This is a genomic window from Streptomyces chisholmiae (assembly GCF_031845445.1).
In the GTDB taxonomy this organism is placed as follows: domain Bacteria; phylum Actinomycetota; class Actinomycetes; order Streptomycetales; family Streptomycetaceae; genus Streptomyces; species Streptomyces chisholmiae.
This window is the reverse complement of record NZ_JAVREO010000002.1, coordinates 397,868-421,534: the sequence shown is the minus strand read 5'-3', so window position 1 is coordinate 421,534 and position 23,667 is coordinate 397,868. Positions and strand designations below refer to the sequence as shown.

The 23,667-nt window shown below is 73.2% G+C and carries 18 protein-coding genes, 1 tRNA gene and 1 pseudogene; 11 read left to right on the top strand and 9 right to left on the bottom strand.

Features of this window, described 5'->3' with window-relative positions:
* The first annotated feature begins 243 nt into the window (after positions 1–243).
* The gene (locus RM844_RS04760) at positions 244–1,641 is read left to right on the top strand and encodes a glycoside hydrolase family 6 protein (RefSeq protein ID WP_311665058.1); all 1,398 of its coding nucleotides are present in this window, start codon (positions 244–246) and stop codon (positions 1,639–1,641) included.
* A 288-nt stretch (positions 1,642–1,929) separates the two neighbouring features.
* Here RM844_RS04760 and RM844_RS04755 read toward each other — a convergent pair whose 3' ends face one another.
* The 3 genes from RM844_RS04755 to RM844_RS04745 form a co-directional block, all read right to left on the bottom strand.
* Complete coding sequence (locus tag RM844_RS04755) at positions 1,930–4,671, bottom strand: WD40 repeat domain-containing protein (protein WP_311665056.1); 2,742 nt, start codon at positions 4,669–4,671, stop codon at positions 1,930–1,932.
* 45 nt (positions 4,672–4,716) lie between these two features.
* Positions 4,717–5,772, bottom strand: a complete 1,056-nt coding sequence (locus tag RM844_RS04750; RefSeq protein WP_311665054.1) for an SMP-30/gluconolactonase/LRE family protein — start codon at positions 5,770–5,772, stop codon at positions 4,717–4,719.
* Between the two features lie 259 nt (positions 5,773–6,031).
* Positions 6,032–7,069 (bottom strand): LacI family DNA-binding transcriptional regulator, encoded by a 1,038-nt coding sequence (locus RM844_RS04745; RefSeq protein WP_311665051.1) that lies wholly within the window; start codon positions 7,067–7,069, stop codon positions 6,032–6,034.
* 242 nt (positions 7,070–7,311) lie between these two features.
* Between RM844_RS04745 and RM844_RS04740 the strand changes: the two genes are divergently transcribed.
* The 4 genes from RM844_RS04740 to RM844_RS04725 are packed head-to-tail and all read left to right on the top strand — an operon-like array spanning position 7,312 to position 12,114.
* On the top strand, positions 7,312–8,637 hold the full coding sequence (locus tag RM844_RS04740) for an ABC transporter substrate-binding protein (protein WP_311665049.1): 1,326 nt from the start codon (positions 7,312–7,314) through the stop codon (positions 8,635–8,637).
* Between the two features lie 13 nt (positions 8,638–8,650).
* Positions 8,651–9,703 (top strand): carbohydrate ABC transporter permease, encoded by a 1,053-nt coding sequence (locus tag RM844_RS04735; protein ID WP_311665047.1) that lies wholly within the window; start codon positions 8,651–8,653, stop codon positions 9,701–9,703.
* On the top strand, positions 9,703–10,638 hold the full coding sequence (locus RM844_RS04730; RefSeq protein ID WP_311665045.1) for a carbohydrate ABC transporter permease: 936 nt from the start codon (positions 9,703–9,705) through the stop codon (positions 10,636–10,638). Before RM844_RS04735 ends, RM844_RS04730 begins: the two co-directional genes overlap by 1 nt.
* Positions 10,639–10,695: 57 nt before the next feature.
* Positions 10,696–12,114: a GH1 family beta-glucosidase gene (locus tag RM844_RS04725; protein WP_311665042.1), complete on the top strand. Its 1,419-nt coding sequence runs from the start codon at positions 10,696–10,698 to the stop codon at positions 12,112–12,114.
* A gap of 303 nt (positions 12,115–12,417) precedes the next feature.
* Here RM844_RS04725 and RM844_RS04720 read toward each other — a convergent pair whose 3' ends face one another.
* Both RM844_RS04720 and RM844_RS04715 read right to left on the bottom strand, forming a co-directional pair.
* Complete coding sequence (locus RM844_RS04720) at positions 12,418–13,281, bottom strand: spermidine synthase (RefSeq protein ID WP_311665040.1); 864 nt, start codon at positions 13,279–13,281, stop codon at positions 12,418–12,420.
* A gap of 142 nt (positions 13,282–13,423) precedes the next feature.
* Complete coding sequence (locus tag RM844_RS04715) at positions 13,424–13,825, bottom strand: hypothetical protein (RefSeq protein WP_311665038.1); 402 nt, start codon at positions 13,823–13,825, stop codon at positions 13,424–13,426.
* Between the two features lie 174 nt (positions 13,826–13,999).
* Between RM844_RS04715 and RM844_RS04710 the strand changes: the two are divergent.
* Positions 14,000–15,521: pseudogene (locus RM844_RS04710) on the top strand (hypothetical protein).
* 88 nt (positions 15,522–15,609) lie between these two features.
* On the opposite strand, the gene RM844_RS04705 reads toward RM844_RS04710, so the two are convergent.
* Positions 15,610–16,215, bottom strand: coding sequence for a histidine phosphatase family protein (locus tag RM844_RS04705; RefSeq protein WP_311665036.1), 606 nt, complete (start codon positions 16,213–16,215; stop codon positions 15,610–15,612).
* A gap of 200 nt (positions 16,216–16,415) precedes the next feature.
* On the opposite strand from RM844_RS04705, the gene RM844_RS04700 reads away from it, so the two are divergent.
* The 3 genes from RM844_RS04700 (at position 16,416) to RM844_RS04690 (ending at position 17,950) form a co-directional block, all read left to right on the top strand.
* Positions 16,416–17,333 carry a phosphatase PAP2 family protein gene (locus tag RM844_RS04700; RefSeq protein WP_311665034.1) on the top strand — a complete coding sequence of 306 codons (918 nt, stop codon included), beginning with the start codon at positions 16,416–16,418 and terminating at the stop codon, positions 17,331–17,333.
* A gap of 34 nt (positions 17,334–17,367) precedes the next feature.
* Positions 17,368–17,724 carry a hypothetical protein gene (locus RM844_RS04695; protein WP_311665031.1) on the top strand — a complete coding sequence of 119 codons (357 nt, stop codon included), beginning with the start codon at positions 17,368–17,370 and terminating at the stop codon, positions 17,722–17,724.
* A 152-nt stretch (positions 17,725–17,876) separates the two neighbouring features.
* Positions 17,877–17,950 (top strand) — tRNA-Lys (locus RM844_RS04690).
* 76 nt (positions 17,951–18,026) lie between these two features.
* Here the strand turns inward: RM844_RS04690 and RM844_RS04685 are convergent.
* A complete protein-coding gene (locus RM844_RS04685; RefSeq protein WP_311665029.1) occupies positions 18,027–19,241 on the bottom strand; it encodes a M6 family metalloprotease domain-containing protein in 1,215 nt (404 codons plus the stop codon).
* Between the two features lie 347 nt (positions 19,242–19,588).
* Between RM844_RS04685 and RM844_RS04680 the strand changes: the two genes are divergently transcribed.
* Positions 19,589–21,343 (top strand): putative bifunctional diguanylate cyclase/phosphodiesterase, encoded by a 1,755-nt coding sequence (locus tag RM844_RS04680; RefSeq protein ID WP_394814436.1) that lies wholly within the window; start codon positions 19,589–19,591, stop codon positions 21,341–21,343.
* A 90-nt stretch (positions 21,344–21,433) separates the two neighbouring features.
* On the top strand, positions 21,434–21,874 hold the full coding sequence (locus RM844_RS04675; RefSeq protein ID WP_311665026.1) for a site-specific integrase: 441 nt from the start codon (positions 21,434–21,436) through the stop codon (positions 21,872–21,874).
* Between the two features lie 115 nt (positions 21,875–21,989).
* Here the strand turns inward: RM844_RS04675 and RM844_RS04670 are convergent, their stop codons facing one another.
* Both RM844_RS04670 and RM844_RS04665 read right to left on the bottom strand, forming a co-directional pair.
* Positions 21,990–22,733 carry a maleate cis-trans isomerase family protein gene (locus RM844_RS04670; protein ID WP_311665024.1) on the bottom strand — a complete coding sequence of 248 codons (744 nt, stop codon included), beginning with the start codon at positions 22,731–22,733 and terminating at the stop codon, positions 21,990–21,992.
* Positions 22,734–22,741: 8 nt separating this feature from the next.
* Positions 22,742–23,641 carry a maleate cis-trans isomerase family protein gene (locus RM844_RS04665; RefSeq protein ID WP_311665022.1) on the bottom strand — a complete coding sequence of 300 codons (900 nt, stop codon included), beginning with the start codon at positions 23,639–23,641 and terminating at the stop codon, positions 22,742–22,744.
* Positions 23,642–23,667: the final 26 nt, after the last annotated feature.

Genomic DNA, 23,667 nt, shown 5'->3' with positions numbered 1-23,667 from the left:
CCGCCCGCGGGCTCCGGGACGTGCGGAGGGCCCGCAGGCCCTTCGGCCGGTTTCACCGGCTTCCCGTGGACAGGTGACGGCGACGGGACCCGGCGGCACCGTCAACAGGTCGTCCGGCCCCGCTCCTCGTCCACCCCGCGCGGGTCCGGTGAACCCACCGGTTCGCCCTTCCTTACCTGACGCACGACGGTCCGACGCGCACCTTCGCCGGGCTGAACGCAACCATCTGGAGGAAGTACCGCAATGAGCCGCACCAACCCCCCACCGCACCGCAGCAGGAAGAAGAAGGCCACGCTGGTCGCGGGCGCCCTGATCGGCGCCGGCGCGCTGACGCTCGGCACCCTCGGCATGGCCAACGCCAACGAGGACGTCCGCCCCCTGGAGCGGGTCGACAACCCGTACGAGGGCGCCGGCGTGTACGTGAACCCGGACTGGTCGGCGAACGCCGCCGCCGAGCCGGGCGGCGAGGCCATCGCCGACGAGCCGACCGCGGTCTGGCTGGACCGCCGCGCGGCGATCGAGGGTGGCTCGGCCGGCAACAGCACCGGTCTGCGCGAGCACCTCGACAACGCGCTGGTCCAGGCCCAGGACCACGAGAACTTCGTGTTCCAGGTCGTGATCTACAACCTGCCCGGTCGCGACTGTGCCGCGCTCGCCTCCAACGGTGAGCTGGGGCCGGACGAACTCGACGTCTACCAGTCGGAGTTCATCGACCCGATCGCGGAGATCCTCGGTGACCCGGCCTACGCCGACCTGCGGATCGTCACCGTCATCGAGATCGACTCGCTGCCGAACCTGGTGACCAACATCAGTCCGCGCGAGACGGCGACGCCCGAGTGCGACGAGATGCTGGCCAACGGCAACTACGTCAACGGTGTCTCCTACGCGATCGACACGCTGGGCGACATCCCGAACGTCTACAACTACATCGACGCCGGCCACTACGGCTGGATCGGTTGGGACGACAACTTCGGCGCCTCGGCCGAGCTGTTCGCCGAGACCGCCAACACCGGCGGCGCCACGGTGGACGACGTGCACGGCTTCATCGTGAACACGGCCAACTACGGCCCGGCGGTCGAGCCGCACTACGGCATCGACGACACGGTGGGCGGCACCTCGGTCCGCGAGAGCGACTGGGTCGACTGGAACCGCTTCGTGGACAACCAGTCCTTCGCCCAGGCGTTCCGCACCGAGCTGGTGTCCCAGGGCTTCAACTCGGACATCGGCATGCTGATCGACACCTCCCGTAGCGGCTGGGGCGGCCCCGACCGGCCCACCGGCCCCGGCCCCGAGACCGACGTGAACGCCTACGTCGAGGGCAGCCGCGTCGACCAGCGCTTCCAGACCGGCAACTGGTGCAACCAGGCCGGTGCCGGTCTCGGTGAGCGGCCCGAGGTCGCGCCCGCCGAGGGCATCGACGCCTACGTGTGGGTGAAGCCCCCGGGTGAGTCGGACGGCTCCAGCGAGGAGATCCCGAACGACGAGGGCAAGGGCTTCGACCGGATGTGCGACCCCACCTACGAGGGCAACCCGCGCAACAACCACAACATGTCCGGCGCGCTGGCGGACGCCCCCATCTCCGGGCACTGGTTCTCCGCCCAGTTCCAGGAGCTGCTGGCCAACGCCTACCCTCCGCTGTGACCGACTCCTGACCACAGCGTGAGCCACACCCTGCCGGCCGGGTGACCGGCCGGAAGGTCCCGGGTGGCGCACACCACGGGAAACCCCCCACACACCCGCCCCCGGTGCCGGTCCCGGCACCGGGGGCGCGGTGCGTGCCGGGCACCGCGCCCCGGCGCGGGGGACCGTCCACGGAGGCTCCGACCGGAGCGGGCCGGGGAGGCGGCGGGTGCGGCGGCGGGCGCACTCGGCCGGGACGGTGGTCGGACGCGGACCACGGACGAGGCGGACCGCCGAGGCATCAGTCACTCAGCCGGGCGTCGCCGGCGCCTCAGGGAAGAGCGGTGGCCCGGGGGCGGGCGGCCCGTCGGGCAGCGGCCAGCGCCGGGCGCCGTACTGCGTCACCGTGACCAGGGTCCGGCCGTCCGGCGAGAGGGCCACCCCGCCGTCGGCGCAGCCGAAGGGTATCTCCACCAACATCCGGCCGGACTCGGCGTCCCACACCGCACCCCAGCCGTGACTGCCCGGGAAGTACGCCCGCGGGCCGGCCGCCGACCAGACCAACTGGCCGTCCGGCTGGTCGTGCATCGGCAGGTCGCGCACCGCGGTGACCGGCGGGACCGCGGCCCGGCCCACCTCGTCCCCCAGGGCCAGCCGCCACAGCCCGGCGTGCCCGCGGTGGGTCGCGCCGGCCACCGCCAGCGTCCGACCGTCCGGCGCGAAGGCCAACCCGGTGACCTGGCGCAATCCGGCCGGCACCGCGACCGGGACGGTCGAACCGCCCACCTCCCGGACGACCACCCGGCTCACCGCGTCCCTGACCCCGAAGGCCAGCCGCTCGCCGGTGGCGTCCAACGCGGCCAGGTCCACCCTGGTCCCCCGCCAGGCGACCGTCTCGCGGGCGGACTCGGCGAGCGAGAGCAGCGGCTTGCCGGAGGCCACGTCCAACACCACGACCCGACCGGTCACATGGGCCGTCAGCGCCACCCGCGAACCGTCGGCGCTGAACGCCGTCCGCAGCCGCTCCTCCTCGTCCCAGGGCACCGGCGGCAGGGTGTACACCCAGCGGGTCCCACCGGCGGCCACCTCGTCCAACACCAGCGCCGAATCCTCGCCCAACAGCCCTCTGGCCAGTACCTCGCCGGTCGGGGAGAAGGCCAGGTCGGAGAGGTAGGAGGCGCCCGGCACCGCGGGCAGCAGCCGCACCTCGGGGGCCACGCCCGCGCTGGCGCCGTCCGGCCAACGACACAGCACCTGCGGGCGGCCGACGGAATCGCGGTCGAGCTTGGCGCAGAAGGCCAGCGCCCGCGCGTCGTCGGCCACCGCGGCGACCCGCACCGACCAGTGCGAACAGGGCAGTTCCGCCCCGGCGGAGCCACCGGCCGGGGGCCCGCCGCCCACCAGGGCGGGTGGCAGCCCGGACAGCAACACCCGGCCGGGCGCCGGCTCCGCCGCCGGCGGCGGCTCGTCCGGACGCTCCAGGCCCGCCACGAACCAGACGTCCATCTCCTCCTGCACGACCACCAGGGCGCGGCCGTCGGGGGTGAAGGCGCCGACGGCGCCCGCCGGATCCGCCCACAGGGTGCGGCCCGAACCGTCGAAGAGCAGCGACCCGAAGTCCGCGCCGACGAACCCCAACGGTCCGTCCGGCGTCCAGCAGGCGCGGGCCGTGCTGGCGGCGGACGGCGAGTCCGCGTCCAGGCCCTCGGTGAACTCCGCGGGCCGCAACAGCTCGTGCCCGGTGAGCCGCACCGTGCCGTCGGCGGCCCTGGCCACGGTGAACCGGCGGCCCGCCGGCCGTGCCGTGGTCGCCAGACCGGCGCGCTCCGGGACCCCGCCCACCACGCCGCCCACCACGAACAGGCCGTCCCCGTCCGGCGCCAGGGCCAGCGCCGCGATCGAGCTGAGCCCGGTGTCCGCGACCGCCAGCACCCGGCCGCCGGCCACCTCGCGCAGCACCACCCGGCCGGCGGGCCCGGTGTGCGCCAACAACGCGCCGCCGGCGTCCAGGGCGGCGGGGCCGAAGGCGTCCTCTCCCTCCGGCACCCGCAGCAGCACCTCGCCCGTGTCGCTGGCCAGCACCGCGACCACGTCGGACCCGCCGGTCCCCACGGCGAGCCGGCGGCTGTCGGCCGAGAAGCCGAAGCGCACCAGGTCGTCCATGCTGACCTCGATGTCCTCCGGGTCCAGCGCCAGCTCGCCGCCGGCGGCGGCGTCGGCGGTGTGCGGGAACACCCGCCACAGCCGCTCACCGGTGGCCGCCGACCAGGCGTGCCACACCCCCTCGACGGCGGCCACCACGATCTCGCCGTCCGGGCTGAGCTGGAGGTCGTAGGACTCGTCGTGGTGCTGGGCCCCGTCCAGGTACCAGACCAGGGGGGCGTCCCTGGTGGTCTCCCAGCGCACCATGTCCCCGCCGTTCTGGTGCCACTCGGCCGTCGCGGCCAGGGCCAGCCAGCGCAGTCCGGCGGGGGCGGCGACCGCGCTGGCGCCGTTGTAGAAGTAGGCCGTGCGGCCCTCGGCGCCGGCGTCGACCCCGCCGAACCCGGCCCCGGCGGCGGCGACCTCGGCCTCGACTCCGGTGCCGGCGGCGGTCACCCGGCCGGTGCCGGCACCGGCCGGCGCGTCCTCGGTGCCGTCCTCCGCCCCGTCGTCCGCCCAGTCCTCCGCCACCGGGTGGGCCACCGTGCCCGTCTCCACGTGGTCCAACCGCCCCAACGCCCGGGTGCCGGCGAAGGCGTGCTGGGGGCGGAACTCCCCCGCCGTCCACTGCGCCCACCAGCGGTCCGGCATCGGCCGCTGGGCCGCCGGCCAGCGCAGCGCGAGGGGACGCAAGGAGGCCAACCGCGCCGGCTCGACCCGGTCCAACTGGTCGCAGACCGCCCACCAGCCCGCTTCGCTCGGCCGGGCGGCCAGCAACGCCCGCGCCACCTCCTCGGGCGAGCCCGCCGCGTCGCCACCGGGCACGGCGGGCCGTGACGCCCCGGGGTCGGAACCGGCGGAGTCAGGGGCGGCGGGGTCGGAGGAGGCGGTGGGCTCGGAGGCTTTCATGACGTCCGTCCTTGGTTCGGCGGGCGAAGTCAGGGTCGACGAGGGTCAGTCGAGGTCGTGGGCGGACACCTCGGCGGGGGAGGCCACGACCAGCGCGCGGCCGTCGGGGGTGAGCGACCAGGCCGTGGACCGGCCCAGCTCGGGGATGGCGGCCAGGGCGGCGCCGGCGGCCAGGTCCCACACGGTGACCGTGCGGCCGACCCGCAACGCGGCCCGGGGGCCGGCCGCGCCCCAGACCGGGCGCAGCGTCTGCTGGGCCGCCTCGGCCGGCAGCGCGGTGAGCCGGCGCCGCTCGACGACCGCGTCGTCGGCCGGCCGGCCCGGGGCGAGGAAGACGGCCTCGGCGGCGCCGGCCGCCACGCCGAGCACCACGAGCAGCTCGCCATCCGGCGCGAAGGCCAGCCCGGCACACCAGTCGAGGCCGGTGGGCAGCACCGTCAACGCCCCACTGCGCGGGGCCAGTACGGCGATGCCACCGGCCGGCGCCCGCTCATAGGGGCGGCAGAGCCGGAAGGCCAGCCGGGAGCCGTCGGCGTCGACGGCGATCGCCTCGCTGCCGCCGACCCGCGGCGGCTCGGCGGCGCCGTCGACCAGCCGGTCACCGTCGGCCGCCGACCAGGCGAGCACGCTGCGACTGGCCTGGTCGCAGCCGGCGACCACCCGGCCGTCACCACTCACCGCCAGCCGCAGGCCGCCGTACTCGCCGAAGCCGGCGTAGACGGGCCGGCTGAGCGCGCGGCGCCAGCGCTCCTCACCGCTGGGACGCAACGCGAAGTGGGCCACCTGGCCCGGTTGTTGCTCCTCGCTGCCGCCGAAGGAGACGGTCAGCGCGGCGTCGCCCGAGCTGAACAGCAGGTCCCGCACCACGGCACCCGGCGGACGCCGGGCGATCGGCAGCCGCGCCGGCGGGGACTGGCCGCCGGGGGCGAGCACCAGCAGCTCCGCCAGTCCGGGGAACCAGGGCGCCGCCGTGGCCACCGCGATCCGGGTCAGCCCGGCCGTGGCCGCTACCGCCGTGACGCGCTGCGCCGCGGCGGGACGCCCGGGCAGCGGCCGGCGAAGATCCAACTCGCCTGGCGCACAGAGTAGTCGAACAGCCATGCAAGGGACCATAGACCGCCACACCGACAGCGGGGACCACCTTGCCCCACTTCCGACCCTCGATCCGGACGGTCGGTTGGCCGAGAAGTGCCTCGTGGGAGCGCTTTCGCTGAGCTTGGCACCGCATGGATACGGCCAACCTCCACGCCCCGTCCCCGCCGGGCCGGGGCCGGCCGGGCGCCCCACGCCGACGACGGGGCCGGCGGCGCGCCGGCCCTCGGGGCCCCGCGCCGCCGGCGGTCCGACGCCCGCGCCGGACTCAGGACGAGGCCCGGCGGACCAGCTCGGTGGGCAGCACCAACCGGGGCCGGTCCGGCCCGGCGTCACCGATCTCGGCCAGCAACGAGCGGGTCATCGCCCGGCCCATCCCCTCCATCGGCTGCCGGACACTGGTCAGCGCCGGATCCATGTGCCGGGCCAGCGCCGAGTCGTCGAAGCCGACGAGGGCGACATCGCCCGGCACCGAACGTCCCAGCTCACGCAGGGCCCGCCGGGCCCCGATGGCCATCAGGTCGGAGGCGCAGAAGACCGCGTCCAACTCGGGCCGCCGAGCGATCAGCTTGTGCATCGCGGCGTGCCCACTCTCCTCGGAGAAGTCACCGCGGGCGATCAGCTCCTCGTCGGGCTCCCGCCCCGCGGCACGCAGCGCCTCCTGGTAGCCCTCGACCCGGCAGCGGGCCACGTACATGTCGGACGGCCCGGTGATGGTGGCCACCGTGGAACGCCCACGGCCCAGCAGGTGTTCCACGGCCAACTGCGCCCCGCCGACGTTGTCGCAGTCCACGTGGGGGACCAACTCGTCCGAGGAGCGTCGGCCGTTCATCACCACGGGGATGCCCATTTCGGCCAACTGATCGGGCATCGGATCGTCACCGTGCACCGAGACCAGCAGCACGCCGTCCACCCGGTGGCTGGCCGCGTACTGCGAGAACCGCGCCCGTTCCTTGGGGGTGCGGATCAGTGTGAGCAACAGTTGGATATCGGTATCCGCCAACTCGGCGCTCACGCCCCGGATGATGCCGGAGAAGTAGGGCTCGGCGAAGAGCCGCGTCTCGGCCTCGGGCACCACCAGCGCGATGGCGTCCGACCGGTTGGCGGCCAGCGCCCTGGCCGCGCGGTGCGGGACGTAGCCCAGATCGGCAATGGCCTGCTCAACGGCCGCGCGGGTGCGTTCACTGACCCGAGGCGAGCCGTTGATGACGCGGGACACCGTGCCCCGCCCCACGCCGGCGCGGGCGGCGACCTGCTCCAGAGTTGGTCTTCCGTCGCGACCGGTGCCGCGCCTTGTCACTGCCATCGGTTCCTCCCGTTTGCGCCCCAGAGTCCAACTACATCACGGATACCGAAGCGACCTGTTCTATGACTTGACACTCGCCAAGGCCTCAGGAAGCCTTCAACCCATCACATCTGGGAGCGCTCCCACGCGACCAAAACCCTACAGAACCCGTACGTTCCGAGCCCAGGCCCCACCCCCACAGCCGCAGCAGAACCCCGGCCGGGAAGGCAACGTCATGTGTGCGCCAGGAGGACCAACCCGTTATGCGCGATAGAGCACGCACCATCCACCGTCCCAGCCGCAGAACCACCCGCGTACTGGCGTTCGGCGTCGCCGCCACCCTGGCCAGCGGTCTGCTCGCCGGCTGTGGCAGCGACGATGACGAAGGGGGCGACGGCGGCGACGTCGAACTCACCATCGGCGTCTTCGGTCAGTTCGGCTTCGAGGAGGCCGGGCTGTACGAGGAGTACATGGAGCTGAACCCGCACGTCACCATTACCCAGGACTCGATCTCCGAGAACGCCGACTACATCCAGCAGCTGCGCACCCGTCTCGCGCAGAACAGCGGACTGATGGACGTCCAGGCCATCGAGGTCGGCAACATCGCCGAGATGACCGGCGACCTCAACGGCCGCTGGGTCGACTTCACCGAGTACGAGGACGTCGACACCGGCCACTTCCTGCCCTGGAAGCTGGACCAGGCCACCACCGAGGACGGCCGGATCATCGGCCTCGGCACCGACATCGGCCCGACCGGCATCTGCTACCGGAAGGACCTCTTCGAGGAGGCCGGGCTGCCGAGCGACCGCGAGGAGGTCAGCGCCCTCTTCACCGACTGGAACGCCTACCTGGAGGTGGGCGAGCAGTTCGCCGCCAACACCCCGGGCGACGCGGACTACGTCGACTCCGCCGGTGGCGTCTTCAACGCGGTGGTCTCCGCCTACGAGGAGCGCTACTACAACAGCGCCGGCGAGATCAGCTACCAGGACAGCGAGGGCGTCCAGACCGCCTGGGACCTGTCCGTGCAGGCCGCCGAGGCCGGACTGAGCGACGCGCAGCAGCAGTTCAGCGACGAGTGGAAGAGCGCGCTCGCCAACGGCGCCTTCGCCACCATCGCCTCCTGCCCGGCGTGGATGCTCGGCAACATCAGGGCCGAGGGCGGCGAGGCCGGCGTCGGCCTGTGGGATGTCGCGCAGTCGCCCACCCCGTCCAACTGGGGCGGCTCCTTCGTCGGGGTGCCGGAGGCCGGCAGCAACAAGGAGGAGGCCGTCAAGCTCGCCGCCTGGCTGACCGCCCCCGAGCAGCAGGCGAAGCTCTTCGCCGAGCGCGGCAGCTTCCCCAGCTCCGCCGCGGCGCACGAACTGCCCGAGGTGACCGAGGCGACCGACGACTACCTGACGGACGTGCCGATCGGGCAGATCTTCACGGCCGCCGCCGCCGACATCCCCACCCAGGTGATCGGCCCCCGGGACCAGGTGATCCAGGAGAACATCACCAACGGTCTGGTCGCGCTCGAGCAGCAGGGCCTCTCCTCCGAGGAAGCATGGGACTCGGTCGTGAGCCAGCTGGACAACGCCCTCGCGGAATGACCAGGACAGGTAGATGACGACTGATCACGCATCGGCCGCGCCCCCCGACTCCTCGGGGGGCGCGGCCCCGCGCCACGATTCCGGCAAGACCGGGAAGAAGTCCGCCAAGAAGTCCGGCAGGGACTTCTCGGCCCGGGAACTGAAGCAGGCCGAGCGGCGCTCCCGCTGGTACCGATGGGACCTGAAGTACAGCCCCTACGCCTTCGTCTCCCCCTTCTTCATCTTCTTCGCCGCCATTGGCCTCTTCCCCCTCCTCTACACGGGCTGGGCGGCGATGCACCAGGTGTCGCTCACCGACCCCAACCAGATGGAATGGGTGGGCTTCGAGAACTTCTCCCGGCTCTGGGACGACGAGTTCTTCTGGAACGCCCTCCGCAACACCTTCACCATCGGCATCATCTCCACGGTGCCGCAGCTGGCGATGGCCCTGGGCCTGGCGCACATCCTCAACTACAAGATGCGCGGCAGCATGTTCTTCCGGGTGGCTCTGCTCACCCCCTACGCCACCTCGATCGCCGCGGCCACCCTGGTCTTCGCCATGCTCTACGGGCGCGACTACGGCATGATCAACTGGGCGCTCGGCGTGGTGAACATCGACCCGGTCAACTGGGAGGCCGGCACCTGGTCCTCGCAGTTCGCCGTCTCCAGCATCGTGATCTGGCGGTGGACCGGCTACAACACGCTGATCTACCTGGCCGCGATGCAGGCCGTGCCCAACGACCTCTACGAGTCGGCCTCGTTGGACGGCGCCTCCCGGTGGCAGCAGTTCCGGCACATCACCATCCCGGCGCTGCGGCCCACCATCATCTTCACCGTCGTGGTCTCCACCATCGGTGCCACCCAGCTCTTCGGTGAGCCGCTGCTGTTGGCCGGCAGTGAGAACGGTGGCGCGCAGAGCCAGTACCAGACGCTGGGCCTCTACATGTACGAGACCGGCTGGTTCAACCTGCATCTCGGCCGCGCCGCGGCCATCGCCTGGGCGATGTTCGTGCTGCTGATCATCATCGGGCTCATCTACTGGCTGCTCACCCGGCTGGTGGGCAAGAGCAATGGCGAGGAGGCGTGATGGCGAGCACCACAGACGTCGCCGCCCCGGACACGCGGGAGACGCCGGGCACTCCGCCCCCGGGCCAGCGCGGCCGGAGGCGGACCGCGAAGACCGCGGGGGCTGGCAAGGCGGGCGGGCACCTGCGCGCCGGCTGGCTCACCTATCTCATTCTCGCCGTCTTCGCCGTCGGTTCGCTCTTCCCGCTGGTGTGGTCGGCGATCGCGGCCTCGCACCCCCACTCCCGGCTGGCCGAGGCCACCCCGCCGTTCTGGTTCGGGGACCGGCTCTTCACCAACCTGGACACGGCGTGGAACGACGCCAACATGGGCAAGGCCATGATCAACACGTTCTTCGTGGCGGGGACCGTGACCGCCACCACCGTGTTGTTCGCCACGCTCGCCGGGTTCGCCTTCGCCAAGCTCAGGTTCCGCGCCAAGAACCTGCTGCTCCTGCTGGTCATCGGCACGATGATGGTGCCGCCGCAGCTGACCGTGGTGCCGCTCTTCATGGCCGTGGCCGAACTGGAGTGGACCGGCCACCTCCAGGCCGTGATCGTGCCGACCCTGGTCAGCGCCTTCGGCGTCTTCTTCATGCGCCAGTACCTGCTGCAGGCGCTGCCCACGGAGCTGATCGAGGCCTCCCGGGTGGACGGCGCCAACAGCCTGCGGGTGGTGTGGCACGTGGTCTTCCCCGCGGCCCGCCCGGCGATGGCCGTGCTGGGGATGCTGACCTTCGTGCTGGCCTGGAACGAGTTCTTCTGGCCGATCATCGCGCTGACCCAGCAGAACCCGACCGTCCAGGTGGCGCTGACCGGACTTGGCCGGGGCTACGTCCCCGACCGGGGCGTGATCATGGCCGGGGCGCTCCTTGGCACCCTGCCCCTGCTCATCGCGTTCGTGGCGTTCGGCAGGCAGATCGTCGGCGGCATCATGAACGGCGCGCTCAAGGGCTGAGCACTCCACCGGTCCCCCTTCGGTACCCTCATCACGAGCAAGAATGGGAGCGCTTCCATGACTGAAAACCAACCACGGGTCTTTCCCGCAGACTTTCTGTGGGGATCCGCGACCGCCTCCTACCAGATCGAGGGCGCGGCCCGTGAGGACGGCCGGACGCCGTCCATCTGGGACACCTTCTGCCGCACCCCCGGCAAGGTCTACCAGGGCGACAACGGCGACGTGGCGTGCGACCACTACCACCGGTGGGCCGACGACCTCGACCTCATGTCCGAACTCGGGCTCCAGGCCTACCGCTTCTCGGTGTCCTGGTCCCGCGTGCAGCCCACCGGCCGCGGCCCCGCCGTGCAGCGCGGGCTGGACTTCTACCGCTCCCTCGCCGACGGCCTGCTGGAGCGGAACATCACCCCGGCGATCACCCTCTACCACTGGGACCTCCCCCAGGAGCTGGAGGACGCGGGCGGCTGGCCCGTCCGCGAGACCGCCGAGCGGTTCGCCGAGTACGCCCAGCTGGTCGCCCAGGCCCTGGGCGACCGGGTGCAGCTGTGGACCACGCTCAACGAGCCCTTCTGCAGCTCCTTCCTCGGCTACGGCTCCGGCGTCCACGCGCCGGGCCGCACCGAGCCGGAGTCCGTGCTGAAGGCGGCCCACCACCTCAACCTGGCGCACGGACTGGGCGTCCAGGCGCTGCGCACGGTGCTGCCGGCCGAGGCCCAGATCGGCATCACCTTCAACCCCGGGGTGGTCAGGCCGCACACCGACTCCCCCGAGGACCTGGACGCCGCCCGACGGATCGACGCCCTGCACACCCGGATCTTCACCGACCCGGTGCTGCACGGGAGCTACCCGGAGGACCTGAAGCGGGACACCGCGCAGGTCAGCGACTGGTCCTTCGTCCAGGACGGCGACGAGGCCGACATCCACCAGTCGCTCGACTTCCTGGGCCTGAACTACTACACCCCCACCGTGGTCTCCGGCGCGGACGGCACCGGCGACGCCTCGCGCAACGACGGCCACGGCAACTCGGAGCACTCCCCCTGGGTGGGCTCGGAGCAGGTGGAGTTCCACCTGGCGGCCGGCGACCGCACCGACATGGGCTGGGTCGTCGACCCGACCGGGCTGGTGCAGCTGCTGCGGCGCTTCGGGGACGAGGTGCCGGACCTGCCGCTCTACGTCACGGAGAACGGCGCCGCCTTCGAGGACAAGATGGACGCCTCCGGGGCCGTCCACGACCCGGAGCGGGTCAACTACCTGCACGGGCACCTGGACGCCGTGCACCAGGCGATCGAGCAGGGCGTGGACGTGCGCGGCTACTTCCTGTGGTCCCTGCTGGACAACTTCGAGTGGGCCTACGGCTACAGCAAGCGCTTCGGCGTGGTGCACGTGGACTTCGAGAGCCAGCGCCGGACGCCCAAGTCCAGCGCGCGCTGGTACTCCGGCGTGATCGCCGACGGGCGGCTGCCCGCCGCGGGCTGACCCCGGTCGGGAGACCCCGGCACACTTCCCCTGTCCTACCCGGAAGCCTCGCCGGAACAGCGCGCCACACCGGGCGACCACTCGCCCCAGCCGGCCGCCCCGGCGAGGAGGACAGGGGGGAACCGCCCCCGCCCCGGCACCGCGCCCAGCGCGGCCGGGGCGGGGGCGGGCGCGTCCCCGGGCCCCGCACCCGGCCCGCCCGGTGTCCGTCGTCCGTGTCCGTCGTCCCATGCCCGCCCCCAGAAGTGCTCTTCGCGTCCAGTCGAGCACACTGTGTCACGGGGGTCTGACAGCGGCCGTGGATCAGCGGAAGACCCCCTCCGGCGGAGGCGGCGACGGCCGGGCGGTGGCATCGGTGACGACGGCGGCGCCGCCCGTGAAGTCGGCCAGTTCCCGGCCGGTCAGCAGCCGCGCGGGGAACGGGTCGCCCGCCGCCCGGCGGGTCAACTCCGCCACCGGCAACGGCTGCTCGGCCGCGCACAGCACCCCGTTGCCGTAGCGCCGGCCGCGCAGCACCGCCGGCTCGGCCAGCAGGCAGACCTCGGGGAACCGGGCGAGCAGGGTGGCCACCTGCCCCCGCAGGTGAGCCAGCGGCGGTCCGTCCGTGCAGTTGACGGCGTACCAGCCGCCGGGGGCCAGTGCCTGGCGCACCTCGTCGACGAACTCGACACTGGTGCAGTGCGCCGGGGTGCGGGCGTCGGCGAAGACATCGGTGATCACCAGGTCGGCCCAGCCGGGCGGGATCCTGGCCAACGCCGCCCGGGCGTCCAGCGCGCGCACCCGGACCCGCGCGCCGTCCGGGAGCGGTAGGCGCCGCCGGACCAGTGCCGTCAACCGCGTGTCAGGCTCGGCCACCTGCTGACCGGAACGCGGCCGGGTCACCGCCACGTAGCGGGCCATCGTCAACGCGCCCCCGCCCAGGTGCAGCACCTGGACCGGACGGCCGGCGGGAGCGAGCAGATCGACCAGGTGCCCCAGCCGCCGCTGGTACTCGAAGGCCAGCCGGGTGGGCTCGGCGAGGTCGACATGGGACTGGGGGGCGCCGTCCACCAGCAGCTCCCACGCGTCGTCCCGGTCCGGGTCGGGAAGCAGTTGGGCCTCGCCGCCGTCCACCGCCTCGATCGCCTGCTCCTGCTCGGCCGCGCGCCGCGCTCGTCTACCCGCCATCGGGCCAGTCTCCCCCGGGAACGGGGGGCGGGCGCACCCGGGGCGGCACGAGCCCCGCGCCGCGCCCAGCACGTCCGTCCGCCCCGGACGGCTCGCACGCCGGTGTGCGAGCCGTCCGGTAACGCCCGTGCGCGCCGGCGCCTCAGGCGCCGGCGCGGCGGGGCCTGGCGCCGCTGCCGGCCCCGCCGCCGCAGCGGTCCACCACGGCCAGCAGGTTGATCGCCTCGTGGATCGCCGCCCGCAGCCGCTCCGGCTCGGTGGCCCGGGCCACCGCGCCCTCCGGCGGCACCAGCCAACAGCTCCCCGTCACCGGCGGCCTGGCGCCCCCCGGGTGGGCGGCGGCCGCCCTGGTGCAGGCGCTGCCCGGCAGGTTCCACCGGGCGGCGGTCCCGGGTGGCACCAGGAAGCCGAGGGTGTCGCCCTCCCGGTCGTGCAGCACCGGGCCCACTCCGTGCCGGAGTCGCAGCAGGTCGACGGCTTCCAGTCCTTGCCGTGCCGGAACCGTGACCAGGTCGCAGGCCGCCGTGTCGCCGGTATCCGCCATGGGTTCCTCCCGAGGGTGCGGTCGAGTGCGGTTGTTTAACGGCGGACCACCGTCAACAGCTACGGCCAGAAGCCCCACCATTGGATGGCAGTTCATGGCAGATCGACGGCCCGACGGCTGTTCCGGCCCGGAACGGCGGGTGCGCGGCTGGCTACAGCCGGTACCTTCCCGGCCATGACGAGGCCATCATCCACGTCTCGAAGCACCGTTCCCAACGAGGTCTTCCGGCAGCTGCGCGGCGGGCTCTCCCCCGGCGAGTTCGCCGCCGCGGTGCGCCGCGCCGCCCGCGAGATCGGCGAACGGGTCTCCTGTGACGCCCGCTATGTGGGACGCGTGGAAGCCGGCGAGATTCGGTGCCCTAACTACGCGTACGAACGGGTATTTCTTCATATGTTCCCGGGACGCACGCTGACCGACCTCGGCTTCCAACCGCGGGAGACCGTGCGCGGGCGCGGGGCGCGCCCGCGCACCGCCCCGGCCCCTGGGGCCGCGTGGCTGGCCGGCTGCGGCGCGCCCGCCCACCGCCCCGTCCCGTGGCGCGCCGAGCCGGCCCGCCACCCCCACCCCCACCATCCCCCGGGCAGCCGACGGCCGGTGGCCGTCCCAGCGCGGGCGCGACGCGGCGCCCCCGGGTGAGCACCCCCACGACCTGGAGGAGGGCGACGTGCTGCGTCGCGCGTTCATGACCGGCGGTCCGGCCGCCCTGGCGTCCCTGACCGCCCTGGGCGCGGCGCCGAGCGCCGCCGCCGGCCGGGCCCGGCCGGGTGCCGCCGAGGTGACCCGGGTCCGGCAGGCGGTCCGCGACATTCGGCTGCTGGATGACCAGCATGGCTCGCAGGCGCTCTACCGGCCGGCCGGCGAGGCCCTGCGCACCGCCTACGAGCTGCTGGACATCGGTGCCAAGCGGGCCACCGTCAACGGCGAACTGCACTCCAACACCGGCGAGCTGGCCCTTTCGGTCGGCTGGCTGGCCCACGACTCACGGCGTTACGCGGAGGCCCGTTCCTACTACGCGGAGGCCCTGGCCACCGCCCGGGTCGGCGGTGACCCGGCCCTGGAGGCGCACGCGTTCTGCAACACCGCGTTCCTGGCCAGGGACACGGGGCGGCCGCGGGAGGCGGTGCGCGCCGCGCAGGCCGGCGCGCGCGCCGCGCAGGGGTTGGCCTCGGATCATCTGCGCTCCCTGCTCGCGCTGCGCGAGGCGGCCGGCTGGGCCGGCATGAGCGACCGGGGCGGCGCCCAACAGGCACTCGCCCAGGCCCGCGCCGCCTACGAACGCGGCCGCTCGCCGGAGAGCCCGGAGTGGATGAGCTTCTTCGGCGACGGCGAGTTCGCCAGCCTGGAAGGCCAGTGCTGGGCGCTGCTCGGCGACTGGCGGCGCGCCGGCGAGTGCGCCAGGCGAGCGGTCGCCGCGGCCCGGCGGGACCCGCACTTCGCCCGCAACATCGCCCTCTACTCCGCCGAGTTGGCCGGCTTCCTAGCCCGCGCGGGCCAGCCGGAGGAGGCGGCCGAGGTGGGCCACCAGACACTGGACCTGCTGGACGGGGTGCACTCCACCCGGATCACGGAGCTGCTCGCCGACACCACGGCGCGGCTGCACCCGGCCCGCGGGGACGCCACGGTCGCCGCGTTCCTCCAGCGGGCTCGTTCCCGGCCCGTCCTGCCGTCCCCCCCGATGACCGCGCGCGCCCGATGACCGGGCCACGGCCGCGGCGTGCCCGGCGCGGGGGCGCGCGCCGGGCGGGCGGCCCGCGACGGGCTCCCTGGGGCGCGCCCCGACCGGATCAGGCCGTCTCGGACAGGTGCGCGGTGTCGTTCCAACGCTCCACCGCCGGCTGTCCGTAGGCCCAGGAGAGGACCGAGAGGGCGGCGGCGTCCAGCCGCAGCCGGGCAGCGAAGGCGACGTCCTGGTCCAGCCACCGGGCGGCCACCGCCCGGAGGACGTGGCCGTGGGCGAAGACGACGGCGTCCCGCTCCGCCGACCTGGCCCAGGCCACCACCGCGTCGGCCCGCTCGGCCAGCCGCGCCATGCTCTCGCCGTCGCGCACGCCGTCCCGCCAGATCACCCAGTCCGCGCCGCGCTCGCGGGTGATCTCCTCGGTCGTCAGGCCCTCTTCCCTGCCGTAGTCCCACTCCACCAGCGCGTCCCAGGCGGTGGCACGGTCACCGAAGCCGGCGAGGGCGCAGGTGTCGGCGGCCCGGGCGAGCGGGCTGGTGCGGACCTCGGCGTCGGGCAGCCCGTCCCACGGGGCCGCGCGCAGCCGGTCGCCCAGCGCCCTGGCCTGGTCCCGTCCCTCGTCGAGGAGGGGGACGTCGGTCAGCCCGGTGTGTCGGCCGGACACCGACCAGGCCGTTCGCCCGTGCCGGACCAACAGGAGGCGAGCAGGCATGCGGTTCCTCTCGTACGGTGCGCTCGCGGGGGCGCGTTCGCGGTCGCTGGTGGGATCTCGTCCGTCCCGAGCGTCACACATCATCCCGTACGCAACCGACAAGGGGCCCCTGGGCGTCTCTCCGACAGCGGTTCGCCTTACGGTGGACTGTCCTGTGCGTTATCAACAGTTGACCACGAGATGATCCGGAGTGCGCACCCATGCTCAAACAGCGGCCACGCTGGTGGACCGAGCTGCTGCTGCTCCTGGTCGCTTACGGGGCGTACTCCTGCGCGCGGTTGCTGGCCAGGGGAGATGTCAGCACGGCCGTGGACAACGGGCTGAGCATCCTGCGCCTGGAGCGCGCCCTGTGGCTGCACGCCGAGGAGCCGCTCAACCGGCTCTTCACCGAGGAGCCCTGGCTCGGGGTGCCGTCCTCGTTCGCCTACGCCTCGCTGCACTACCTGGTCACGCCGGCGATCCTCATCTGGCTCTTCCGTTGCCACCCGACGCGCTACCGGTTGATGCGGACCTGGCTGATGGCCTCGACCATGCTGGGCCTCGTGGGCTTCACGCTGATGCCGACCAGCCCGCCCCGGCTGCTGCCCGGCGGCCACGGCTTCGTGGACAGCCTCGCCCAGTACAGCGGCTGGGGTTGGTGGGCGGACGACGCCAGCGCGCCCAGCGGCATGGGCGACTTCACCAACCAGTACGCGGCCATGCCGAGCCTCCACGTGGGCTGGTCGGTGTGGTGTGGCGTCGCCCTCTGGCACTACGGCGGCCGGTCGGGCTGGGTGCGGGCCGCCGCGGTCGGTTATCCGTTGATCACCACGATGGTGGTGATGGGCACGGCCAACCACTACTTCCTGGACGCGCTGGCCGGGGTGACGGTGATGGTCGTCGGGCTGCTGGTGGCCAGGCCGCTGCTCCTGCTGGCCGCCCGGATCAGGACCCGGTTCGGATGGCAGGAGTCGGCCGCCACGCCGGACTACCCGTCGCTGCCGACCATCGAGGACCAGGACCGGCGTCCGCGCCGGCGTGCGGATCAGGAGAGCGCCCCCTCGGGCGCCTCTGGCGCCTCCCCCGGTGTCCCCAGGGCGCGGCAGAATGGTTCTCCGACCCCGAGGAACACCGTCTGACGCCGCCGTCCCGAGCAGGAGGCTGATCCCTCGCATGTCCGAATCCGGCCAGGGCCGCGAGCCCTCCGGCAGCCAGCCACAGTTCCGCCGTCCGGCCGCGCTCTTCTTCGAGCCGCCCGCGGAGCCCGCCGACGAGGAGCACTTCTTCTCGCTGGAGTCGATCAACGACCCGCACGAGCTGCTGGGCCGGGCCACGGAGCTGGCCACGGCGTTCCAGTCGGCCGCCGACCGCTCCGTCGAGTACCAGGCGATGGCGGCGGCCCAGCTCGCCGATCCCACCCGGTTCGACCGGCTGACGCCGGCCGCCATCGCGGACCGCGCGGGGTGGACGGAGGACTACGCGGTGAAGATGATCGAGTTCGGCCGAGGACTCCTCGGGCGCCGGGCGTGATCCCGGGTCCCGGCCGCCGACCGGCCGCCGTCTGCCGGTCGGCTCCCCGGTGGGCGCAGCCACTGTGGGCTGGGAAAACGCCAGAAAGAGCCCACCCGGGAAGCGATTTTTGCTTCACCGGTTCGGGGTGCTAATGTTTACCACGTCAGCAGGCGCCGCTAGCTCAGTTGGTTAGAGCAGCTGACTCTTAATCAGCGGGTCCGGGGTTCGAGTCCCTGGCGGCGCACCGACAGGGGAAGCCCCCCACCAGCCGGAGACGGCGGGTGGGGGGCTTCTTCGTGTGCCGGCCGTCCCCTCCGGGACTACGCCAGGTCGACCCGGAGGTGCCAGCCGCCGCTCGCCGTGCGTTCCCCGACCTCGACCCGCACCCCGGTCTCCGGGTCGGTGTAGCTCTCACCGGTCTCCAGCGGGGCGTCGGCCAGCCTGGGGTGGACCGAGGTGCCGTGGCAGGCCTCGGTCTCCGGGTGGCCGTCCACCACCTCGATCGGCCCGTCGGCGGACGGCACGTCGCTGCGCACCCGGTAGAGCAGGACGCCCCGGGTGCAGATGTCGCTGTCGTTCCCGATCGGCGTGCGCGCCTCCGCCACCAGCGCCTCCGTGGGCCCGGTGCGGACCACCACGACCCGGGTGTCGGCCGCCGGGTCACGCTCGTCCAGCGGGGCGCCCAGCGGCTGGAGGGTGTGCCGGCTGCTGCCCGGCGTCCGCACGCAGTCGACGTGCTCGGTGTCCAGCCAGCCCAGCTTCCACTTGTGCCAGCCGAAGAGGTCGGGGGCGAGTCCGAACTGGCTGCCCATCAGGTCCCAGTCACCCACATGGGTGTCCCAGTCGCCCGCCCCCTCGGTGGGGCGGTTGTACAGGTCGGGCAGGTCGAAGACGTGCCCGGTCTCGTGGGCCAGGACGTTGCGGTCCGGCCGGCGGTGCTCGAAGACGGTCACCAGCCGGCGGATCTCGGCGTCTCCGACGGTGATCGGGGAGTTGAAGTTGACGACCTTGGTGGCGTCCGAGTCCACGCCCGGCGCGTCGGGGTCGGCGACCAGGTAGATCATGTCGAAGGCGGCCAGGTCGGCCTCGGGGGCGATGACCGAGAGGGCGTCGTGTAGGTAGTCGGCCCGCAGGTCGGCGGGCCAGTCGCGTTGTATGCCGTAGTCCACGGAGTCGGCCGGCATCTCCAGCCACTCGGCCACCAGCTCGGTCCGCAGCGCGAGTCGGCCGTAGGAGGAGTGGTCGAAGTACTCGGTGGTGGCCGGGAAGTACTCCTCGGCGATGCGCTCGGGGTCCAGCTCGGGCTCGGCGTCGGGGAAGGAGAGGAAGAGCATCACCGCGTTCAGGGTGCCGACCGGGCGTGGGTAGTCGTCGTTCCAGCTGTCCAGCCCCTCGGAGTGGTGCACCGCGGAACGCGGCAGGCCACAGGGCTCGTCGGCGATCGCTCCGGTGCCGGGGGCCGCGGTCATGGTGGTGGCCAGCAGCGCGCCGAGCGCGGTCAGGACGGCGGCTGGGCGGCGGTGGTCACGGAGCATGCGGCCTCCCGTCGAGCCATTGGATGTGCCGAGTCCACCTTGTTTGTTTTCGCCGGGATACGCCCTGTTTCCATAGCCCGGTCAGGTAACGCGTCGCCGATTACCGTGCGTGCACATCAGTCCTGACCGATCAGCAAGGTAAAGCGGGCGGGCAGAAACGATCAGCTGGTCGAAAACTTGTCGCAAGCGCGCCGCTAAGGAATCGAGACAGGCCAACCAAGCACTGGCTCAGTCCGCGCCAGAACCTCTATGATCGGCACATTTCCAGCGTGGATACGCCATGCGGGCAGCCGGGGAGTGCCCGACGGCACCATCCGCGGGCGCCCCATCCCCTCCCGGAGCAATCGGTGAACGGACCCCCCAAAGGACCGGGCCAGAACCCCGGAGGCGGCCTCGCCGCAATTCCCCACGCCCTCACGGAGAGTGAAGTTCTCCGGGATTACCAAGCCGCGTTCCGGATCGCCACCCTGCCGATGGCCCTGGTGGGCAGATCAGGACAGATCCTCTCCGCCAACCCGGCCCTCGGCTCCCTGCTCGGGGTCGCCCCCGACGAGCTGACCGGCCGCTCGGCCGACGCGGTCACCGGCATCGGCATCGACGACCGCACCCAGGGCTCCTACCACGCGGTGCTCGCCGGCCAGCGCGAGCTGCTGCACTGCACCCGGCGGCTCAAGCACACCGACGGACACGCGCTCTGGGCCGACATCACCGTGGCCCCCACCGGAGGGCGGCACACGGTGGCGCTGCTGACGGTGGCCGACATCAGCGAGCGCCGGGAGCTGAAGGAACGGCTGCGCCACATCCAGATGCACGACCCGATCACCCGGCTGCCCAACCGGAGGCTCTTCTTCGAACGCCTCACCAACGCCCTCGCCGACTCGGCCACCGGCCGGATCGGCCTCTGCTACCTGGGACTGGACGGCTTCAAGGCGGTCAACGACACCCTGGGGCACCGGATCGGCGACCAGCTGCTGAGCGCAGCCGCCCAACGGCTCACCGAGTGCGCCACCGGCGCCGGCGGCCATCTGGTGGCCCGGCTCGGCGGCGACGAGTTCGCCGTGCTGGTGGAGAGCTCGACCAGCACCGAGCAGCTGACGGTGCTGGCCGGCGCGCTGCTGGCCGCGCTCCAGCACCCGTTCGACCTGGCCGGTCAGCGGCTGGCGGTTTCGGCCAGCATCGGGGTGGTGGAGCGAGAATGCGCCACCACCACGCCCACCGACCTGATGCAGGCCGCCGACACCACGCTCTACTGGGCCAAGGCCGACGGCAAGGCCAGGTGGACGCTCTTCGACCCGGAGCGCAACGCGCACCGGATGACCCGTCAGTCGCTCTCCTCCACCCTGCGCCGCGCCGTGGAGCGCGGCGAGTTCATCCTGGAGTACCAGCCGATCGTGGGGCTCGCCGACGACCTGGTGCGTGGCGCCGAGGCGCTGGTGCGCTGGCGGCACCCGCAGTTCGGGGTGCTCGGGCCGGACCGGTTCATCGGGCTCGCCGAGGAGAACGGCGCCATCGTCCCGCTGGGCCGCTGGGTGCTGCACGAGGCCTGCCGCCAGGCCCGGCGCTGGCAGCTCGAACACCCGGGGCCACCGCTCTTCGTCTCGGTCAACGTGGCGGTCCGTCAGGTGTGGGACTCCGACCTGGTCAACGACGTGGCGTGCGCGCTGCGCGAGTCCGGGCTGCCGTCCGGCCTGCTGCAGCTGGAGCTGACCGAGTCGGACGTGATGGGCTCGGCCGGCCGCCCGTTGCAGGCCCTCCAGGCGCTCTCCGACATGGGCGTGCGGATCGCGATCGACGACTTCGGCACCGGCTACTCCAACCTCGCCTACCTGAGCCGGCTACCGGTGCGGGCGCTCAAGCTGGACGGCACCTTCGTGCGCGGCTTCCGCACCGCGCGCCACCTCAACCCGGCGGACGAGACCATCGTGACCTCGCTGGTCCAACTCGCCCACAAACTGGGCCTGACCGTCACCGCGGAGTGCGTCGAGGGCGCGGCCCAGGCCGAGCGGCTGCGGCGCATCGGGTGCGACACCGGCCAGGGCTGGCACTACGCCAGGCCGCTGTCCCCCGACCACCTCGCCGCCATGCTGGCCGGGCGCCGCTGACCCGACCGTGACCGACGCCCCAGGCCCCGCCGCCGTCTCCCCCCTGTACTGCGCCCGGAGTTGGCGGAATACTGCCCATCCATGAAGATCATGGCTGAAACCATCACCCCGGAGAGACTCGACGCCCTGCTGGCGGACGAGACCATCCCGGCGGTGCACCGCGCCCTGTGGCAGCTGCTGTGGGAGACCGACATCCGCGTCCTCGACCTGCTCTCCCTCGATGTGGCCGAGGTGGACGGCGAGCACGGTCAGGTCGTCAGGTCCGGGACGTCTCCCGTCACGCTGGGCCCCCGCGCCCTGGAACTGCTCGCCCCGCTGCTCGCCGACCGGGCCAAGGGCCCGCTCTTCGGCACCGGAACCGCCCGGGTGCGCGCGCTGAGCTGGGAGGAGGCCGTGCGGGGTGCCCGGGCTCAGGGGCACGCCATCCACGGCTTCCGCACCGCGGGCAAGCGCCACCGCGCCCCGACCGCGCCGCCCGCCGCCGCGCCGCCAGCCGCCACGCCACCAGCCGCCGGGGCGACCACGGCCTGACCGACCGCGCCGCGCGCGCCGGGGACCGCCCGGCGCGCGGCCCCGGGACAGCGCCGCCGCGCCGCCTCGCCGCGCTCCCGCTCTCAGCCGCCCGGACGCGCCACTCGCGGGGCCCTCAGGCCGCCGGCCGCCCGCCGGCGAAGAGGGTGCCGAGGCTCGGGCAGACGGCGGCCACGCCCAGCAGCCGCAGCCCCTCCCAGACGGTGACCTGGTTGGCGGTGAGCACCGGCTTGCCCAGCACCGCCTCCAACTCGGCCACCCAGGCCGCCGAGTGCAACGCGGTGTCCGGGAGCAGCACCGCCTCGGCCGACGGATCGTCCCCCGCCTCGGCCAGCCGCAGCACCTCGTCCCGGCCCCAGGTGCCGACCTCGGCCGCCGTGATGATGCCGCTTCCCCGGGTGGCCACCACCTCGATGCCCGCGGCCTTCAGGAAGTCGGCGAAGAGGCCCGCGACGTCCGCCGGATACGTCGCCGCCACCGCCACCCGGGTGACGCCCAGGGACGCGACCGCGCGGGCGAAGGCGAAGGAGGTGCTGGAGGCCGGCAGGCCGGCCGCGGCCGCGAGCCGCCGCACCTGCTCCCCCGCCCCCTCGTAGCCGAAGACGAAGCTGGCCGAGGTGCAGGCCCAGACCACCGCGCCCAGCGGGTGGCGCCCGGTCAACTCGCCCAGGACGGCGGTCAGTCGATCGACGGACCCCATTTCCAGCAGCGCGTCCACCCGGTGCGCGTCGGTGCCGATGTCGGTGTGCGCCAGCGGCAGCCGCACCGCGGCCCCCGCCTCGTTGAGCATGGCCTCCAGGCGGGGGTAGTCGTCCTCGGCCGAGTACCCGGGGTAGAGAAAGCCAACCGTGGCGACCATCGGTCACCTCACCTCTCGTCGTCGGGGAAGCCGTCGGGAAGACCGTCGCCGAACGGATCGGGGAAGCCGTCCTGGTATCCGGGCTGGGGCTCGACGGCCTCCGCCAGCGCCGGCTCGGGCAGCGGGGGCTCGTCGGCCCGCGGCAGCGGCGCCATCGACGCGGGGCCGCGCCGCGCGGCCGGGTCCAGCAGCGCCTGGTAGGGGCCGACCGCGGCCTTGCCGACCCGCCGCAGCGCCGCCCACATGGTGACCTGGTTGGCCGAGATCACCGGCATCCGCAGCTCGGCCTCCAGCTGCGGGATCACGTCGTAGGTCGGGAGGTTGGTGCAGCTGATGAAGAGCGCGTCCGGGCCCTCACGGACCGCCTCGCGCGCCATGTCGACCACGTCGCGGTAGCCGACCCGCCAGATCTCCCTGGTCAGCCCCAGGTAGCTGCGGCCGCAGACCTGGACGCCGGCCTCCCGGAGATAGTCCTCCAGGGAGTCGGTGACCGACTTGGTGTACGGGGTGACGACGGCGATCCGGCGCGCGCCCAGCTCGCGCAGCGCCAGCAACAGCGCCCCCGAGGTGGTGCACGCCGGGACCTCGCCGGCCTGGGTCATCGCCGTGGACATCGCGCGCTCGCCGGCCAACCCGCCGACGAAGCTGCCCGAGGTGCAGGCGTAGGCCACCGCCTGGGGCGACACCGCGATCAGGGCCCGCACCGCCTCGCGGAGCGTCTCGTGCTCGCTGACCAGCCGGGCCAGGTCGAGGCTGACCTCGACCGGGACGAACGGGGTGCGGGTGAGATGGAGCGAGACATCGTCGGGAACCCAACGCCACAGCTCCCGGTCGAGGGCGAAATCGAAGGGTGCGACAACTCCGATACCGCGCTGCGGTTGCGGCCCACCCAAAAACGAGACATCCATGTCGGGACCCCGATTCACAACGGAGG

Coding starts and splice junctions, on each gene's coding strand:
- RM844_RS04755 (WP_311665056.1), bottom strand. CDS start 4,671: ATGAAAGCCTCCGAGCCCACCGCCTCCTCCGACCCCGCCGCCCCTGAC.
- RM844_RS04750 (WP_311665054.1), bottom strand. CDS start 5,772: ATGGCTGTTCGACTACTCTGTGCGCCAGGCGAGTTGGATCTTCGCCGG.
- RM844_RS04760 (WP_311665058.1), top strand. CDS start 244: ATGAGCCGCACCAACCCCCCACCGCACCGCAGCAGGAAGAAGAAGGCC.
- RM844_RS04695 (WP_311665031.1), top strand. CDS start 17,368: ATGTCCGAATCCGGCCAGGGCCGCGAGCCCTCCGGCAGCCAGCCACAG.
- RM844_RS04715 (WP_311665038.1), bottom strand. CDS start 13,825: ATGGCGGATACCGGCGACACGGCGGCCTGCGACCTGGTCACGGTTCCG.
- RM844_RS04735 (WP_311665047.1), top strand. CDS start 8,651: ATGACGACTGATCACGCATCGGCCGCGCCCCCCGACTCCTCGGGGGGC.
- RM844_RS04685 (WP_311665029.1), bottom strand. CDS start 19,241: ATGCTCCGTGACCACCGCCGCCCAGCCGCCGTCCTGACCGCGCTCGGC.
- RM844_RS04720 (WP_311665040.1), bottom strand. CDS start 13,281: ATGGCGGGTAGACGAGCGCGGCGCGCGGCCGAGCAGGAGCAGGCGATC.
- RM844_RS04740 (WP_311665049.1), top strand. CDS start 7,312: ATGCGCGATAGAGCACGCACCATCCACCGTCCCAGCCGCAGAACCACC.
- RM844_RS04675 (WP_311665026.1), top strand. CDS start 21,434: ATGGCTGAAACCATCACCCCGGAGAGACTCGACGCCCTGCTGGCGGAC.
- RM844_RS04730 (WP_311665045.1), top strand. CDS start 9,703: ATGGCGAGCACCACAGACGTCGCCGCCCCGGACACGCGGGAGACGCCG.
- RM844_RS04670 (WP_311665024.1), bottom strand. CDS start 22,733: ATGGTCGCCACGGTTGGCTTTCTCTACCCCGGGTACTCGGCCGAGGAC.
- RM844_RS04745 (WP_311665051.1), bottom strand. CDS start 7,069: ATGGCAGTGACAAGGCGCGGCACCGGTCGCGACGGAAGACCAACTCTG.
- RM844_RS04700 (WP_311665034.1), top strand. CDS start 16,416: ATGCTCAAACAGCGGCCACGCTGGTGGACCGAGCTGCTGCTGCTCCTG.
- RM844_RS04665 (WP_311665022.1), bottom strand. CDS start 23,641: ATGGATGTCTCGTTTTTGGGTGGGCCGCAACCGCAGCGCGGTATCGGA.
- RM844_RS04705 (WP_311665036.1), bottom strand. CDS start 16,215: ATGCCTGCTCGCCTCCTGTTGGTCCGGCACGGGCGAACGGCCTGGTCG.
- RM844_RS04725 (WP_311665042.1), top strand. CDS start 10,696: ATGACTGAAAACCAACCACGGGTCTTTCCCGCAGACTTTCTGTGGGGA.